The following is a 15,235-nucleotide window of genomic DNA, read 5'->3' as shown; positions in this document are numbered from 1 at the left end:
TATGTTACGCATTGCAGATAAAACATTCGATTCACATCTTTTTACTGGCACCGGCAAATTCGCCACGCCGCAGCTGATGGTGGAGGCCATTCGCGCATCCGGTAGCCAGCTGGTCACGCTGGCAATGAAACGTGTCAATGTGCACGAGCATAACGATGCCATTCTTGCGCCACTGCTTGATGCAGGCGTCACGCTGTTACCTAACACCTCCGGCGCAAAAACAGCGGAGGAAGCCATTTTTGCCGCGCAACTGGCGCGGGAAGCGCTTGGCACGCACTGGCTGAAACTGGAGATCCACCCGGATGCCCGCTGGCTGCTGCCGGATCCGATTGAAACCCTGAAAGCAGCGGAAAAACTGGTACAGCAAGGGTTTGTAGTGCTGCCTTATTGCGGGGCCGATCCTGTGCTGTGCAAACGTCTGGAAGAGGTCGGCTGTGCGGCAGTCATGCCATTGGGTGCGCCGATTGGCTCCAACCAGGGACTGGAAACCCGCGCGATGCTGGAGATCATCATCGAACAGGCCACCGTGCCAGTGGTGGTAGATGCCGGTATCGGCGTACCCAGTCACGCCGCACAGGCGCTGGAAATGGGTGCGGATGCCGTACTGGTTAACACGGCCATCGCCGTGGCAGACGACCCGGTGAAAATGGCACAGGCATTTCGTCTGGCCGTCAATGCCGGCCTGCTGGCACGCGATGCCGTTCCGGGCACACGCAGCGTTCAGGCGCAGGCCACCAGCCCGCTGACCGGTTTTCTGGAGGCGCTGTCATGAGCACATTCACCGAACGCTGGCGTCAGCTAGACTGGGATGACATTCGCCTGCGTATTAACAGCAAAACGCCCGCTGACGTTGAACGGGCAATCACAGCCCGTCAGTTGACGCGGGATGACATGATGGCGTTGCTGTCACCCGCTGCCAGCGCTTTTCTCGAACCTCTGGCGCAACGCGCGCAGCGGCTGACGCGCCAGCGCTTCGGCAATACTGTCAGCTTCTATGTGCCGTTGTACCTTTCTAATCTCTGCGCTAATGACTGCACCTACTGTGGTTTTTCAATGAGTAACCGCATTAAACGCAAGACGTTAGATGCCCAGGAAATTGATCGTGAATGCACCGCCATCCGAGAGCTGGGCTTTGAGCATCTGCTGCTGGTTACTGGTGAGCATCAGAAAAAAGTGGGGATGGACTATTTTCGTCAGCATTTGCCAGCAATCCGCCGTCGGTTCGCCTCATTACAAATGGAAGTGCAGCCCATGTCGCAGGCAGATTATGCCGAGCTGAAAACGCTCGGCCTGGACGGCGTAATGGTCTACCAGGAAACCTACCACGAGGCGATTTATGCACAACATCATCTTAAGGGCAATAAACAGGATTTCGTCTGGCGGCTGGAAACACCGGATCGGCTGGGGAAAGCGGGTATCGACAAGATAGGGCTGGGCGCGTTAATCGGTTTGTCCGACAGCTGGCGGGTGGATTGCTATATGGTGGCAGAACATCTGCTGTGGCTGCAACAGCACTACTGGAAGAGCCGTTATTCGGTCTCGTTTCCGCGTCTGCGGCCTTGTGCGGGCGGTATTGAACCGGCATCTGTGATGGATGAGCGCCAACTGGTGCAGGTGATTTGCGCTTTTCGCCTGCTGGCACCGGAAGTTGAACTGTCGCTTTCGACCCGCGAATCCCCCTGGTTTCGAGACCGCGTGATCCCATTAGCCATCAATAACGTCAGTGCGTTTTCCAAAACCCAGCCCGGCGGTTACGCTGATGATCATCCTGAACTGGAGCAGTTTGCGCCGCATGATGGACGCCGCCCGGAAGAGGTCGCCAGTGCCTTGATCGCCAGGGGATTACAGCCGGTATGGAAAGACTGGGACAGCTGGTTGGGACGGACCTCGCAATAATTTCGCAACATCTTGTCGCATGACACTAAAGTCCTGATAACACTTCGCAAAGCCAGAACCGGGAAATTGAGCACACCTTTCCGGTTCGTTACTCTGCATGCCGTCAGCAATGGATGTTGACCAGGGCGGACACCTTCTTCCTCTGTCCGCCCTGCCCTCGATGGCTCGTTTTTATGCCAGAAAACAAGACTGTAACCGGTTTCATTTTTTGTGATGACTTACACACAATCGCCGCAAAGCGGTTGTTCTCCGTTTCTGCACGGGATAAAGAATATCTATCGACAACCACGAGGGGGAGTTATGAAAAACATTGTTTTATGCTGTGCCGCCGGGATGTCCACCAGCATGCTGGTTCAACGTATGAAAGATGCGGCCCAGAAAAAAGGCGTGGATGTCTCTATCAAGGCCGTTCCGGTGGCCGAGTTTAAAGACAACATCGCCACGGCGGATATTGTCCTGCTGGGCCCGCAGGTTAAATACGAGCTGGCAAAACTCCAGGCGCAGGCCGAACCACTGGGCAAGAAAGTCGCGGTCATCGATATGATGGATTACGGCATGATGAAAGGCGACGCCGTGCTTGATAAAGCGCTCAAACTGATGGAGTAAACATGGAAGATTTAGAAACAACGATCATGGAGTTGCTGGTGAATGCAGGCACCGCCCGCAGTTCTGCCCTCACCGCGTTGCAAATGGCGCGCAGGGGTGAGTTTGCCGATGCGGAAAAAGCGATGGAAGAGTCGCGCGAATTTGTGAAACACGCGCATACCATCCAGACGAAACTCATCGGCCTGGACGAGGGCACCGGAAAACTGCCGGTTAACCTGATTACTGTTCACTCGCAAGATCACCTGATGAATGCCATGGTGATTCAGGACCTGGCTGGCGACATGATTGAACTCTATCGCCGTCTACCGCCCGCGCAGTCATAACAACAATACTCAGCCACATATAAAAAAACCCGCCGAAGCGGGTTTTTTATTCAGGTCAGCAACGATTACTCGTTATCAGAACCGCCCAGGCCTGCGTTCAGCAGCTCTGCCAGGCTGGCAGAAGCGTCTTCAGCAGTCACCTGCGGTGCAGCCGGGAGTTCACCCGCAGCACGGCGGCGCATGCGATCCTGGTGGTACGCGTAACCGGTACCGGCCGGGATCAGACGCCCCACGATAACGTTCTCTTTCAGACCGCGCAGTTCGTCGCGTTTACCCGCAACAGCTGCTTCGGTCAGAACGCGAGTCGTTTCCTGGAACGACGCCGCAGAGATGAAGGACTCGGTTGCCAGAGACGCTTTGGTGATACCCAGCAGGTCACGTGCGAAGGTCGCACCAACTTTGCCGTTCGCTTCCAGATCGCGGTTAGCGATCTTAACGCGAGAGTATTCAACCTGCTCACCTTCGAGGAACTCGGAGCTGCCCGCGTTCACAATGGTGGCTTTACGCAGCATCTGACGAACGATAACTTCAATGTGTTTATCGTTGATCTTAACGCCCTGCAGACGGTAAACGTCCTGCACTTCGTTGACGATGTAACGCGTTACCGCGTGAACGCCACGCAGACGCAGGATATCGTGTGGCGCTTCCGGACCGTCGGAAACCACGTCACCACGTTCTACACGTTCACCTTCAAACACGTTGAGCTGACGCCATTTCGGGATCATCTCTTCGTACGGATCGCTACCATCAACCGGCGTAATCACCAGACGGCGTTTACCTTTGGTTTCTTTACCGAAGGAAATGATACCGCTGATTTCTGCCAGAATTGCCGGCTCTTTCGGACGACGGGCTTCGAACAGATCCGCAACGCGCGGCAGACCACCGGTAATATCCTTGGTACCGCCAGATTCCTGCGGAATACGCGCCAGGGTGTCACCAGAGCTAATCTGAACGCCATCTTCCAGCTGAACAATCGCTTTACCCGGCAGGAAGTACTGAGCCGGCATATCGGTGCCGGGGATCAGAACGTCATTGCCCTGAGCATCAACAATTTTCAGTGCCGGACGCAGGTCTTTACCACCCGTGGTACGTTCTGCGGAATCCAGAACCACCAGAGAAGAGAGACCGGTCAGTTCGTCGGTCTGACGGGTAATCGTCTGGCCATCGATCATATCGGTGAAGCGGATGAAACCCGCCACTTCGGTGATAACCGGCATGGTGTGCGGATCCCAGTTTGCAACAGTTTCACCGCCAGCAACCTGCTCACCATCACCTTTCGCCATCACCGCGCCGTAAGGCACTTTATAGCTCTCTTTGGTACGACCGAATTCGTCGATCAGTTTCAGCTCGGTATTACGGGAAGTGATAACCAGTTTACCGCTGGAGTTCACAACCGACTTCGCGTTGCTGAGCTTGATGCTACCTTTGTTTTTCACCTGGATGCTGGATTCAGCTGCCGCACGAGATGCCGCACCACCGATGTGGAACGTACGCATCGTCAGCTGTGTACCCGGCTCACCGATGGACTGTGCCGCGATAACACCGATAGCTTCACCTTTGTTGATGATGTGGCCACGCGCCAGGTCACGACCATAGCAGTGCGCACATACACCAAAGTCGGTGTCACAGGATACAACGGAACGGACTTTGACAGAGTCAACGGAGTTCGCTTCCAGCTGATCACACCACTGTTCGTTGAGCAGCGTGTTACGCGGAACCAGAATGTCCGCCGTACCCGGCTTCAGAACGTCTTCCGCGGTCACACGACCCAGAACGCGATCACGCAGCGGCTCTTTAACATCACCACCCTCGATAACCGGGGTCATGGTGATACCTTCCAGCGTGCCGCAGTCGTCTTCGGTAACGACCAGATCCTGCGCAACGTCCACCAGACGACGCGTCAGATAACCGGAGTTCGCGGTTTTCAGTGCGGTATCCGCCAGACCTTTACGAGCACCGTGGGTGGAGATGAAGTACTGGAGTACGTTCAGACCTTCACGGAAGTTCGCGGTAATCGGCGTTTCGATGATGGAGCCATCTGGCTTCGCCATCAGACCACGCATACCAGCCAGCTGACGAATCTGTGCCGCAGAACCACGCGCACCGGAGTCGGCCATCATGTAGATGCTGTTGAAAGAAACCTGCTGTTCTTCTTTACCTTCACGGTTAATGACGGTTTCAGTTTGCAGGTTATCCATCATCGCTTTGGATACACGATCGTTTGCCGCAGCCCAGATATCGATAACTTTGTTGTAGCGTTCGCCCGCGGTAACCAGACCAGACTGGAACTGCTCCTGAATCTCAGCAACTTCCGCTTCCGCTTCGCTGATGATTTCGTGTTTTTTCGCCGGGATGACCATGTCATCGATACCAACAGAAGCACCTGAACGCGCTGCATAAGCAAAGCCGGTGTACATCGTCTGGTCAGCAAAAATAACGGTCGGTTTCAGGCCCAGAATACGGTAACAAGTGTTCAGCATTTTGGAGATAGCTTTCTTGCCCAGCGCCTGGTTGACGATGGAGAAAGGCAGACCTTTCGGTACGATCATCCACAGAATAGAACGACCAATAGTCGTATCTTTCAGGCTGGTTTTCGCTACGAATTCGCCGTTGGCATCTTTTTCGTATTCAGTGATACGCACTTTAACGCGCGCATGCAGAGAGGCCAGGCCAGCGCGATAAATACGCTCAGCTTCTTTCGGGCCAGTCAGCACCATGCCTTCGCCTTTGGCGTTAACACAGTCACGGGTCATGTAGTACAGACCCAGTACAACGTCCTGAGACGGAACGATGATAGGTTCGCCGTTCGCTGGGGACAGGATGTTGTTGGTAGACATCATCAGCGCACGCGCTTCAAGCTGGGCTTCCAGCGTCAGCGGTACGTGAACAGCCATCTGGTCACCATCGAAGTCGGCGTTGTATGCCGCACAAACCAGCGGATGCAGCTGGATGGCTTTACCTTCAATCAGAACCGGTTCAAACGCCTGGATACCCAGACGGTGAAGGGTTGGTGCACGGTTCAGCAGTACCGGGTGCTCACGGATAACTTCATCCAGGATATCCCATACGACCGCTTCTTCACGCTCAACCATCTTCTTAGCGGCTTTGATGGTGGTGGCGAGGCCACGCAGTTCCAGCTTGCCGTAAATGAACGGTTTGAACAGTTCCAGCGCCATTTTCTTCGGCAGACCGCACTGATGCAGACGCAGGTATGGACCTACGGTGATTACGGAACGACCGGAGTAGTCAACACGCTTACCGAGCAGGTTCTGACGGAAACGACCCTGCTTACCTTTGATCATGTCAGCCAGAGATTTCAGCGGACGCTTGTTGGAACCGGTGATCGCACGACCGCGACGACCGTTATCCAGCAGGGCATCTACCGCTTCCTGCAGCATACGTTTTTCGTTGCGTACGATGATATCCGGCGCAGCCAGATCCAGCAGACGTTTCAGACGGTTGTTACGGTTGATCACGCGACGATACAGATCGTTCAGATCGGACGTTGCGAAACGACCGCCATCCAGCGGAACCAGCGGACGCAGATCTGGCGGCAGAACCGGCAGAACGGTCAGGATCATCCACTCCGGCTTGTTACCAGACTGTACGAACGCTTCCAGCAGCTTGATGCGCTTGGTCAGCTTTTTACGCTTGGTTTCGGAGTTGGTTTCGTTCAACTCTTCACGCAGCTGTTCGCACTCTTGCTCCAGATCCATGCTCTTCAACAGAGCCTGGATAGCTTCCGCACCCATCTTCGCGTCGAATTCGTCACCGAACTCTTCCAGCGCGTCCAGATACTGTTCTTCCGTCAGGATCTGATTGCGTTCCAGATTAGTCATACCGCCTTCGATAACAACATAAGATTCGAAGTACAGTACGCGTTCGATATCGCGCAGCGGCATATCGAGCAGCAGACCGATACGGGACGGCAGTGATTTCAGGAACCAGATGTGGGCAGTCGGAGACGCCAGCTCGATGTGGCCCATGCGCTCACGACGCACTTTGGTCTGGGTCACTTCAACGCCGCACTTCTCACAGATCACGCCACGGTGTTTCAGGCGCTTGTACTTACCGCACAGGCACTCATAGTCTTTAACTGGCCCGAAGATACGAGCGCAGAACAGACCGTCACGCTCAGGTTTGAACGTACGGTAGTTGATGGTTTCCGGCTTTTTAACTTCACCGAAAGACCATGAACGGATCATGTCTGGCGAAGCCAGAGCAATTTTGATCGCATCAAACTCTTCGGTTTTAGTTTGCGCTTTCAGAAACTTTAATAAGTCTTTCACGGATTTGCTCCCGTCGGAGTTAGCACACTCTGCTGCCGGGTTTTACCCCGACAGCAGTGACCTGTTTGAGCGAGAATTACTCGTCTTCCAGTTCGATGTTGATACCCAGCGAACGAATCTCTTTCAACAGTACGTTGAAGGACTCTGGCATGCCCGGCTCCATCTGATGGTTGCCGTCCACGATGTTTTTATACATCTTGGTACGACCGTTCACGTCATCAGACTTAACGGTGAGCATTTCCTGCAGGGTGTAAGCGGCGCCATATGCTTCCAGCGCCCACACTTCCATCTCCCCGAAGCGCTGACCACCGAACTGTGCCTTACCACCCAGCGGCTGCTGAGTAACCAGGCTGTAGGATCCGGTAGAACGCGCATGCATTTTGTCATCAACCAGGTGGTTCAGTTTCAGCATGTACATGTAGCCAACGGTAACCTGGCGCTCGAACTGCTCACCGGTACGACCGTCGAACAGTGTGATCTGACCGGAAGTCGGCAGGCCACCCAGCTGTAACAGTTCCTTGATTTCTGACTCTTTCGCACCGTCGAAGACCGGCGTTGCGATCGGCATGCCTTTACGCAGGTTTTCTGCCAGACGCAGAACTTCTTCATCGCTGAAGGTGCTCAGGTCGACTTTCTGACGAACGTCAGCGCCCAGATCGTACGCACGCTGGATGAATTCGCGCAGTTTCGCGACTTCCTGCTGCTGTTTCAGCATGGCGTTAATCTTGTCGCCAATGCCTTTCGCAGCCATACCCAGGTGGGTTTCGAGGATCTGACCGATGTTCATACGAGACGGTACGCCCAGCGGGTTCAGTACGATATCTACCGGCGTGCCGTTTTCATCGTAAGGCATATCCTCGATCGGGTTGATCTTGGAGATAACACCCTTGTTACCGTGACGACCCGCCATTTTATCACCCGGCTGGATCTGACGTTTAACGGCCAGATACACCTTAACAATCTTCAGCACGCCTGGTGCCAGATCGTCGCCCTGAGTGATTTTGCGGCGTTTCGCTTCGAGTTTCTTCTCGAACTCGTGCTTCAGTTCGTCATACTGCTCAGCCAGTTGTTCCAGCTGATTTTGTTTCTCTTCGTCGGTCAGGCCCAGTTCCAGCCAGCGATCGCGCGGCAGTTTGTCGAGCTTCTCAGCTTCAACACCACCGGAGACCAGGACCGCGTAGATACGACCAAACAGGCCCGCTTCGAGGATCTGCAGTTCTTCAGACAGGTCTTTCTTCGCCTGTTTGAGTTGCATCTCTTCGATTTCCAGCGCACGTTTGTCTTTTTCTACGCCATCACGGGTAAAGACCTGAACGTCGATAACGGTACCCGATACGCCGTTCGGTACGCGCAGAGAAGAGTCTTTAACGTCAGACGCTTTCTCACCGAAGATCGCGCGCAGCAGCTTCTCTTCCGGGGTCAGCTGAGTTTCACCTTTCGGCGTAACCTTACCTACCAGGATGTCACCGCCGGTGACTTCTGCACCGATGTAAACGATACCGGATTCATCCAGTTTGGAGAGCGCAGCTTCACCCACGTTCGGGATGTCAGCGGTGATCTCTTCTGGTCCCAGCTTGGTGTCACGGGACACACACGCCAGTTCCTGGATGTGAATAGTAGTGAAACGATCTTCCTGAACCACACGCTCGGAGACGAGGATGGAGTCTTCGAAGTTGTAACCGTTCCACGGCATGAACGCGACACGCATGTTCTGACCGAGCGCCAGTTCACCGAGGTCAGTGGACGGACCGTCAGCCAGCACGTCGCCACGCTCAACCGGCTCACCCAGAGAGACACACGGCATCTGGTTGATACAGGTGTTCTGGTTAGAACGGGTGTACTTGGTCAGGTTATAGATGTCGATACCAGCTTCGCCCGGGTACATCTCGTCTTCGTTAACTTTGATAACGATACGGGATGCATCCACGTACTGAACCAGACCGCCACGCTTAGCTACCGCGGTAACACCGGAGTCAACGGCAACAGCACGTTCCATACCGGTACCGACCAGCGGCTTATCAGAGCGCAGGGTCGGAACCGCCTGACGTTGCATGTTCGCACCCATCAATGCACGGTTGGCGTCATCGTGTTCCAGGAACGGGATCAGGGATGCACCGACGGAAACCACCTGCTGAGTGGAAACGTCCATGTAGTCAACCTGGTCTGCGCTGAACAGGCTGGATTCGCCTTTGCTGCGGCAGGTGACCAGATCGTCTACAAAACGACCTTCTTCCGTCAGGTTGGTGTTCGCCTGAGCGATTACGTAGTTACCTTCCTCAATTGCGGACAGGTAATGAATTTCGTCAGTCACCACACCGTCAGTTACTTTACGATACGGGGTTTCAAGGAAACCGTATTCGTTAGTCTGTGCATAAACGGACAGGGAGTTGATCAGACCGATGTTCGGACCTTCAGGCGTTTCGATAGGACATACGCGTCCGTAGTGGGTCGGGTGTACGTCTCGAACTTCGAAGCCTGCGCGTTCACGGGTCAGACCGCCTGGGCCGAGTGCAGAGATACGACGCTTGTGCGTGATCTCAGACAGCGGGTTGTTCTGGTCCATAAACTGAGACAGTTGGCTGGAACCAAAGAATTCTTTCACTGCGGCGGAAATAGGCTTGGCGTTGATCATATCCTGCGGCATCAGGGTGTCGAGATCGCCCAGAGACAGACGCTCTTTCACCGCACGCTCTACACGCACCAGGCCAACACGGAACTGGTTTTCCGCCATTTCGCCCACGGAACGGATACGACGGTTGCCGAGGTGATCGATATCGTCCACTTCGCCCTTGCCGTTACGGATATCGATGAGTTTTTTCATGACATCAATGATGTCTTCTTTACTCAGGATACCGGAACCTTCGATTTCGTCGCGCAGCAGAGAACGGTTGAACTTCATACGGCCAACCGCAGACAGATCGTAGCGGTCTTCGGAGAAGAACAGGTTCTCAAACAGGCTTTCAGCCGCTTCACGAGTCGGCGGCTCACCAGGGCGCATCATGCGGTAGATTTCTACCAGCGCGCTCAGACGATCATTGGTTGGATCGATGCGTACCGTCTCAGACATGTACGGACCGTGGTCCAAATCGTTGGTGAACAGCGTTTCGATACGTTTGTGGCCAGACTGGCTCAGCTTCGCCAGCAGATCCAGGCTCAGCTCCATGTTCGCAGAGCAGATCAGCTCGCCAGTTGATTCGTCAACATAGTCTTTCGCAGACACTTTGCCAGCGATGTACTCAACCGGAACTTCGATATGTTTGATATCGTCTTTTTCCAGCTGGCGGATGTGGCGCGCAGTAATGCGGCGGCCTTTTTCCACATACACTTTGCCGTCAGCTTCGATGTCAAAAGAGGCGGTCTCGCCACGCAGGCGTTCCGGCACCAGTTCCATCTGTAGCTTGTTGTCGCGAATTTCGAAAACCACTTTCTCAAAGAACAGATCAAGGATCTGCTCAGTGGTGTAATTCAGCGCACGCAGAATGATGGTCGCAGGCAGTTTACGACGACGGTCGATACGAACGAACAGGTTGTCTTTCGGATCGAATTCGAAGTCCAGCCAGGAACCACGGTAAGGGATGATTCGCGCGTTATACAGCACTTTACCGGAAGAGTGGGTCTTACCTTTGTCGCTGTCAAAGAAGACACCAGGGCTACGGTGCAGCTGAGAAACGATAACACGCTCGGTACCGTTAATAACGAAGGTACCATTGTCTGTCATGAGTGGAATTTCACCCATGTAGACTTCTTGTTCTTTAATGTCTTTAACGGTGCCTTCCGGCGCTTCGCGCTCGTAGATCACCAGACGCAGTTTAACGCGCAGTGGGGCGGAATAGGTCACGCCGCGGATCTGACATTCCTGAACGTCAAACACCGGTTCGCCAAGGCGGTAGCTGACGTATTGCAGCTCTGAATTACCGCTGTAGCTCTGAATCGGGAACACGGAGCGGAAAGCAGCTTCCAGACCGTACTGTCCTTCAGGATCTTGCTCGATAAACTTCTGGAACGAGTCAAGCTGGATAGAAAGGAGATATGGCACATCCAGAACTTGTGGACGTTTACCAAAATCCTTACGAATACGTTTTTTCTCGGTATAGGAGTAAACCATAGGGTTCCTCAGCTCGCTGACAAGTCGACCCATCTGCCCATCGTGGGGCAGTTTGTGCAACACCATTTTGTTGACCGGAAAATGGAACACTTTCCGCAATGCTTGTTGCTATCACGCTTAAATCATTTCATTGCGATTTACACAGAGCGAGCACCCTGTCGCAGTATATTAAGTCGTCGATAGAAACAAGCATTGTCAGGACAACCAGTAGTCAAACAGTGTGAAATGCTACTGGCGCCTTACAGCGCAAAAAGGCTGGTGACCGAAAAGTCACCAGCCATCAGCCTGATTTCTCAGGCTGCAACCGGAAGGGTTGGCTTATTTAACTTCAACTTCAGCGCCAGCTTCTTCCAGAGATTTTTTCAGAGCTTCTGCGTCATCTTTGCTCACGCCTTCTTTCAGAGCGGCCGGAGCAGATTCTACCAGGTCTTTAGCTTCTTTCAGACCCAGGCCAGTAGCGCCACGTACTGCTTTGATTACAGCAACTTTGTTAGCACCAGCAGCTTTCAGAATTACGTCGAATTCAGTTTTCTCTTCAGCAGCTTCAGTTGCAGCGCCAGCGCCAGCAACAGCTACAGCAGCAGCAGCAGAAACACCGAATTTTTCTTCCATTGCAGAGATCAGTTCTACAACGTCCATTACGGACATAGCGGCAACTGCTTCAATGATTTGATCTTTAGTGATAGACATTTAAATTGTTCCTGAATATCAGAATAAGTTTATACGTAAGCGTATGCGTTACAAAGGTAACTGCGATTACGCAGCTTCTTTCGCATCGCGAACAGCAGCCAGAGTGCGAACCAGTTTGCCAGCAGCGGCTTCTTTCATGGTTGCCATCAGGCGTGCAATTGCTTCTTCGTAGGTCGGCAGGGTTGCCAGGCGATCGATCTGGGATGCCGGGATCAACTCACCTTCAAAGGCTGCAGCTTTGACCTCAAATTTTGCATTCGCTTTCGCGAACTCTTTGAACAGACGAGCAGCAGCGCCCGGGTGTTCCATAGAGTATGCAATCAGGGTCGGACCAACAAACGTGTCTTTCAGGCACTCAAAAGCAGTACCTTCTACAGCACGACGCAGCAGGGTGTTACGAACAACACGCATGTATACGCCAGCTTCACGACCTGCTTTACGCAGTTCAGTCATTTTATCTACAGTTACGCCACGGGAATCCGCAACTACTGCAGACAGCGCGCCTTTGGCTACTTCGCTGACTTCAGCAACAATCGCTTGTTTGTCTTGAAGATTTAAAGCCATTAGCTTTGCTCCTGGATGTTTGCCAGAGAAAATCTCTGGAACTCACTTCACTCTTTCCAACGAAAAGAGCGTCTAAACACGGTGAGCAGAAACAAGCCAAAAGTATAAAAAATAATCTTAGCGTTCTGTCACCGTCTACGCAGGGGATTAAGTTTCTTGCGAAACACCTGCGGTCTTCGACGGAGGCCTGGATAGGCCAGGCTCCAACGAACAAATCTTTAGCCGCTAACCTTAGTTAGCAAACGTGGGGGTAAGATTGTAGACAAATCCACCGCCCACGTAAAGGCATTAGTTTGCAGCAGTCGTGGTCAGGCCAGCCTGATCGACGGCAACACCAGCACCCATGGTGGTGGAGATGCTAACTTTCTTGATGTACACGCCTTTCGCCTGAGTCGGTTTTGCTTTTTTCAGCGCAACCAGCAGAGCTTCCAGGTTTTCTTTCAGTTTGTCAGCGTCAAAGTCCACTTTACCGATGGTGGTGTGGATGATGCCGTTTTTGTCGTTACGGTAACGAACCTGACCTGCTTTCGCGTTTTTAACCGCTTCAGCAACATTCGGGGTTACAGTACCCACTTTCGGGTTCGGCATCAGGCCACGCGGCCCCAGTACCTGGCCCAGTTGGCCAACAACGCGCATTGCATCCGGGGAAGCAATAACAACGTCGAAGTTCATTTCGCCTTTCTTGATCTGGTCAGCCAGATCTTCCATACCTACCAGCTCAGCGCCAGCTGCTTTAGCAGCTTCAGCGTTCGGGCCCTGGGTAAATACAGCTACGCGAACGGAACGGCCAGTACCATGCGGCAGTACAGTTGCACCACGTACGTTCTGGTCAGATTTACGAGCATCGATACCGAGGTTGATAGCAACGTCAACGCTTTCGGTAAATTTAGCGGTGGCCAGCTCTTTCAGCAGAGTGATGGCTTCGTTGATGTCATACTGTTTGGTCGCATCAACTTTCTCACGGATCACGCGCATACGCTTGGTCAGTTTAGCCATTTCTTAATCCTCCACTACCAGGCCCATGGAACGCGCAGTACCTTCGATTGAGCGAGTCATCGCTTCAATGTCGGCACCGGTCATGTCGGCAGCTTTAGTCTGCGCGATTTCCTGCAGCTGAGCGCGAGTCAGTGTACCCACTTTCTCTTTGTTCGGCTTACCGGAACCAGACTTGATGCCTGCAGCTTTCTTCAGCAGAACAGCAGCCGGCGGAGTCTTGGTGATGAACGTGAAGGAACGGTCAGCGTAAACAGTGATAACTACCGGGATCGGCAGACCTTTCTCGATGGAATCCGTTTTCGCGTTGAATGCTTTACAGAATTCCATGATGTTTACGCCCTGCTGACCCAGAGCCGGACCAACTGGCGGACTCGGGTTAGCCATACCAGCTGCAACCTGCAGCTTGACATAGGCTTGTACTTTCTTAGCCATTTAAGTTTCCTCTAGTGGGTATAGCGCCTCAATGAGGCTCCCCGTGATAAATACGTGATTTATGCGCGCAAGGCCCATAAATACAAAAGGCGCGAAATTGTATTCCAATCTCGCGCCTTGTGCAACGTTTGATCGCTGCTTATTTATGCTTTTTCAACCTGGCTGAAGTCCAGTTCTACCGGGGTCGCGCGACCGAAGATAGATACGGAAACTTTCAGACGAGACTTCTCGTAGTCCACTTCTTCCACGACACCGTTGAAGTCAGCAAACGGACCGTCATTAACGCGAACCATTTCACCCGGTTCAAACAGCGTTTTCGGACGCGGCTTATCACCTACCTGCTGCAGGCGGTTCATAATCGCATCAACTTCTTTGTCGCTGATCGGAGCCGGACGATCGGAAGTACCACCGATGAAGCCCATTACGCGCGGAACACTCCGCACCAGGTGCCAGCTGGCATCGTTCATTACCATCTGAACCAGCACGTAACCCGGGAAGAATTTACGCTCGCTTTTACGACGCTGGCCGCCACGGATTTCGACCACTTCTTCGGTCGGAACCATGACTTCACCAAACAACTCTTCCATATTGTGTAATTTGATATGCTCGCGCAGCGACGTTGCTACGCGGCCTTCAAAACCGGAAAACGCCTGAACGACGTACCAGCGCTTTTTAGGAGCTTCAGACATCTCAGAACCTCAGGCCAGTGATTAGGGATACCAGGCGAACCAGAATACCATCCAGTCCCCACAGGATCAGTGACATTACAGCAGTAACTGCGGCCACAATCAGCGTGGTGTGCAATGTTTCCTGGCGAGTCGGCCAAATCACCTTACGGACTTCGGTTCTCGCTTCACGAGCAAAGGCGACAGTCGCCTTACCTTTCGTCGTCAACAGCGCGACACCACCCGCTGCAGCAATCAGAATAACCACTGCCAGCGCGCGTAGCGGCAGCATCATGTCACGATAAAGGTAATTGCCAACGATAGCTACAATCAGCAGGACAGCAACAACCAGCCATTTTATCGCTTCCAGGCCGCGCCCGCTTCCTTGAGCTTCGGTATTCGCACTCATAAACCAACCTGTCACAAGAATTCGACAAACATTTTCGCCCCGCGTAATGCGAGGCAACCAAACCGAAATGCTCTGCTGCGTTTCGGGTCAAACGCCCCCTTCAGAGCCTGTCTCAGCAATGATTATGACAAATAAAATCACTGATGAGCCAGGTTCTGGTTCGAAAGCGTACAAAAAGGGCATCAAATGATGCCCTTTTATTGCGCATTACGTCAAATGTTATCAGCGATTAGCTGAGAACTTTAGCAACAACGCCTGCG

12 protein-coding genes are annotated in these 15,235 nt (G+C 53.2%); 4 read left to right on the top strand and 8 right to left on the bottom strand.

The window, feature by feature from the left end; translation table 11 throughout:
- Position 1 precedes the first annotated feature (1 nt).
- The 4 genes from thiG (at position 2) to GTGU_RS18545 (ending at position 2,825) form a co-directional block, all read left to right on the top strand.
- Entirely contained in the window at positions 2-772 is a 771-nt protein-coding gene (thiG, locus tag GTGU_RS18560) for a thiazole synthase (RefSeq protein WP_038160615.1), read from the top strand.
- Positions 769-1,896: a 2-iminoacetate synthase ThiH gene (gene thiH, locus GTGU_RS18555; RefSeq protein ID WP_038160612.1), complete on the top strand. Its 1,128-nt coding sequence runs from the start codon at positions 769-771 to the stop codon at positions 1,894-1,896. Before thiG ends, thiH begins: the two co-directional genes overlap by 4 nt.
- Positions 1,897-2,196: 300 nt before the next feature.
- Complete coding sequence (locus tag GTGU_RS18550; RefSeq protein ID WP_038160609.1) at positions 2,197-2,502, top strand: PTS sugar transporter subunit IIB; 306 nt, start codon at positions 2,197-2,199, stop codon at positions 2,500-2,502.
- 2 nt (positions 2,503-2,504) lie between these two features.
- Positions 2,505-2,825, top strand: coding sequence for a PTS lactose/cellobiose transporter subunit IIA (locus tag GTGU_RS18545; RefSeq protein WP_038160606.1), 321 nt, complete (start codon positions 2,505-2,507; stop codon positions 2,823-2,825).
- A gap of 65 nt (positions 2,826-2,890) precedes the next feature.
- Here GTGU_RS18545 and rpoC read toward each other — a convergent pair whose 3' ends face one another.
- The 8 genes from rpoC to secE all read right to left on the bottom strand — a co-directional run bounded on the left by rpoC (position 2,891) and on the right by secE (position 14,975).
- A complete protein-coding gene (gene rpoC / locus GTGU_RS18540) occupies positions 2,891-7,114 on the bottom strand; it encodes a DNA-directed RNA polymerase subunit beta' (protein ID WP_038160603.1) in 4,224 nt (1,407 codons plus the stop codon).
- Positions 7,115-7,190: 76 nt separating this feature from the next.
- The gene (gene rpoB / locus GTGU_RS18535) at positions 7,191-11,219 is read right to left on the bottom strand and encodes a DNA-directed RNA polymerase subunit beta (RefSeq protein WP_038160600.1); all 4,029 of its coding nucleotides are present in this window, start codon (positions 11,217-11,219) and stop codon (positions 7,191-7,193) included.
- Between the two features lie 318 nt (positions 11,220-11,537).
- Positions 11,538-11,909 carry a 50S ribosomal protein L7/L12 gene (rplL, locus tag GTGU_RS18530; RefSeq protein ID WP_038160598.1) on the bottom strand — a complete coding sequence of 124 codons (372 nt, stop codon included), beginning with the start codon at positions 11,907-11,909 and terminating at the stop codon, positions 11,538-11,540.
- A gap of 66 nt (positions 11,910-11,975) precedes the next feature.
- Positions 11,976-12,473, bottom strand: coding sequence for a 50S ribosomal protein L10 (rplJ, locus tag GTGU_RS18525; protein ID WP_038160597.1), 498 nt, complete (start codon positions 12,471-12,473; stop codon positions 11,976-11,978).
- 288 nt (positions 12,474-12,761) lie between these two features.
- On the bottom strand, positions 12,762-13,469 hold the full coding sequence (gene rplA, locus GTGU_RS18520) for a 50S ribosomal protein L1 (RefSeq protein ID WP_038160594.1): 708 nt from the start codon (positions 13,467-13,469) through the stop codon (positions 12,762-12,764).
- Between the two features lie 3 nt (positions 13,470-13,472).
- Complete coding sequence (gene rplK / locus GTGU_RS18515) at positions 13,473-13,901, bottom strand: 50S ribosomal protein L11 (protein ID WP_038160592.1); 429 nt, start codon at positions 13,899-13,901, stop codon at positions 13,473-13,475.
- 143 nt (positions 13,902-14,044) lie between these two features.
- Positions 14,045-14,590 (bottom strand): transcription termination/antitermination protein NusG, encoded by a 546-nt coding sequence (gene nusG, locus GTGU_RS18510; protein WP_001287521.1) that lies wholly within the window; start codon positions 14,588-14,590, stop codon positions 14,045-14,047.
- Between the two features lies 1 nt (position 14,591).
- Positions 14,592-14,975 carry a preprotein translocase subunit SecE gene (gene secE / locus GTGU_RS18505; protein ID WP_038160586.1) on the bottom strand — a complete coding sequence of 128 codons (384 nt, stop codon included), beginning with the start codon at positions 14,973-14,975 and terminating at the stop codon, positions 14,592-14,594.
- Positions 14,976-15,235 lie beyond the last annotated feature (260 nt).

It is taken from the genome of Trabulsiella guamensis ATCC 49490, from assembly GCF_000734965.1.
GTDB lineage: Bacteria > Pseudomonadota > Gammaproteobacteria > Enterobacterales > Enterobacteriaceae > Trabulsiella > Trabulsiella guamensis.
The sequence above is the reverse complement of the archived record's forward strand: the minus strand, read 5'-3'. Positions and strand labels throughout refer to the sequence as shown.

Coding starts and splice junctions, on each gene's coding strand:
- rplK (WP_038160592.1), bottom strand. CDS start 13,901: ATGGCTAAGAAAGTACAAGCCTATGTCAAGCTGCAGGTTGCAGCTGGT.
- rpoB (WP_038160600.1), bottom strand. CDS start 11,219: ATGGTTTACTCCTATACCGAGAAAAAACGTATTCGTAAGGATTTTGGT.
- GTGU_RS18545 (WP_038160606.1), top strand. CDS start 2,505: ATGGAAGATTTAGAAACAACGATCATGGAGTTGCTGGTGAATGCAGGC.
- GTGU_RS18550 (WP_038160609.1), top strand. CDS start 2,197: ATGAAAAACATTGTTTTATGCTGTGCCGCCGGGATGTCCACCAGCATG.
- rplL (WP_038160598.1), bottom strand. CDS start 11,909: ATGTCTATCACTAAAGATCAAATCATTGAAGCAGTTGCCGCTATGTCC.
- rplJ (WP_038160597.1), bottom strand. CDS start 12,473: ATGGCTTTAAATCTTCAAGACAAACAAGCGATTGTTGCTGAAGTCAGC.
- nusG (WP_001287521.1), bottom strand. CDS start 14,590: ATGTCTGAAGCTCCTAAAAAGCGCTGGTACGTCGTTCAGGCGTTTTCC.
- thiG (WP_038160615.1), top strand. CDS start 2: ATGTTACGCATTGCAGATAAAACATTCGATTCACATCTTTTTACTGGC.
- thiH (WP_038160612.1), top strand. CDS start 769: ATGAGCACATTCACCGAACGCTGGCGTCAGCTAGACTGGGATGACATT.
- secE (WP_038160586.1), bottom strand. CDS start 14,975: ATGAGTGCGAATACCGAAGCTCAAGGAAGCGGGCGCGGCCTGGAAGCG.
- rplA (WP_038160594.1), bottom strand. CDS start 13,469: ATGGCTAAACTGACCAAGCGTATGCGCGTGATCCGTGAGAAAGTTGAT.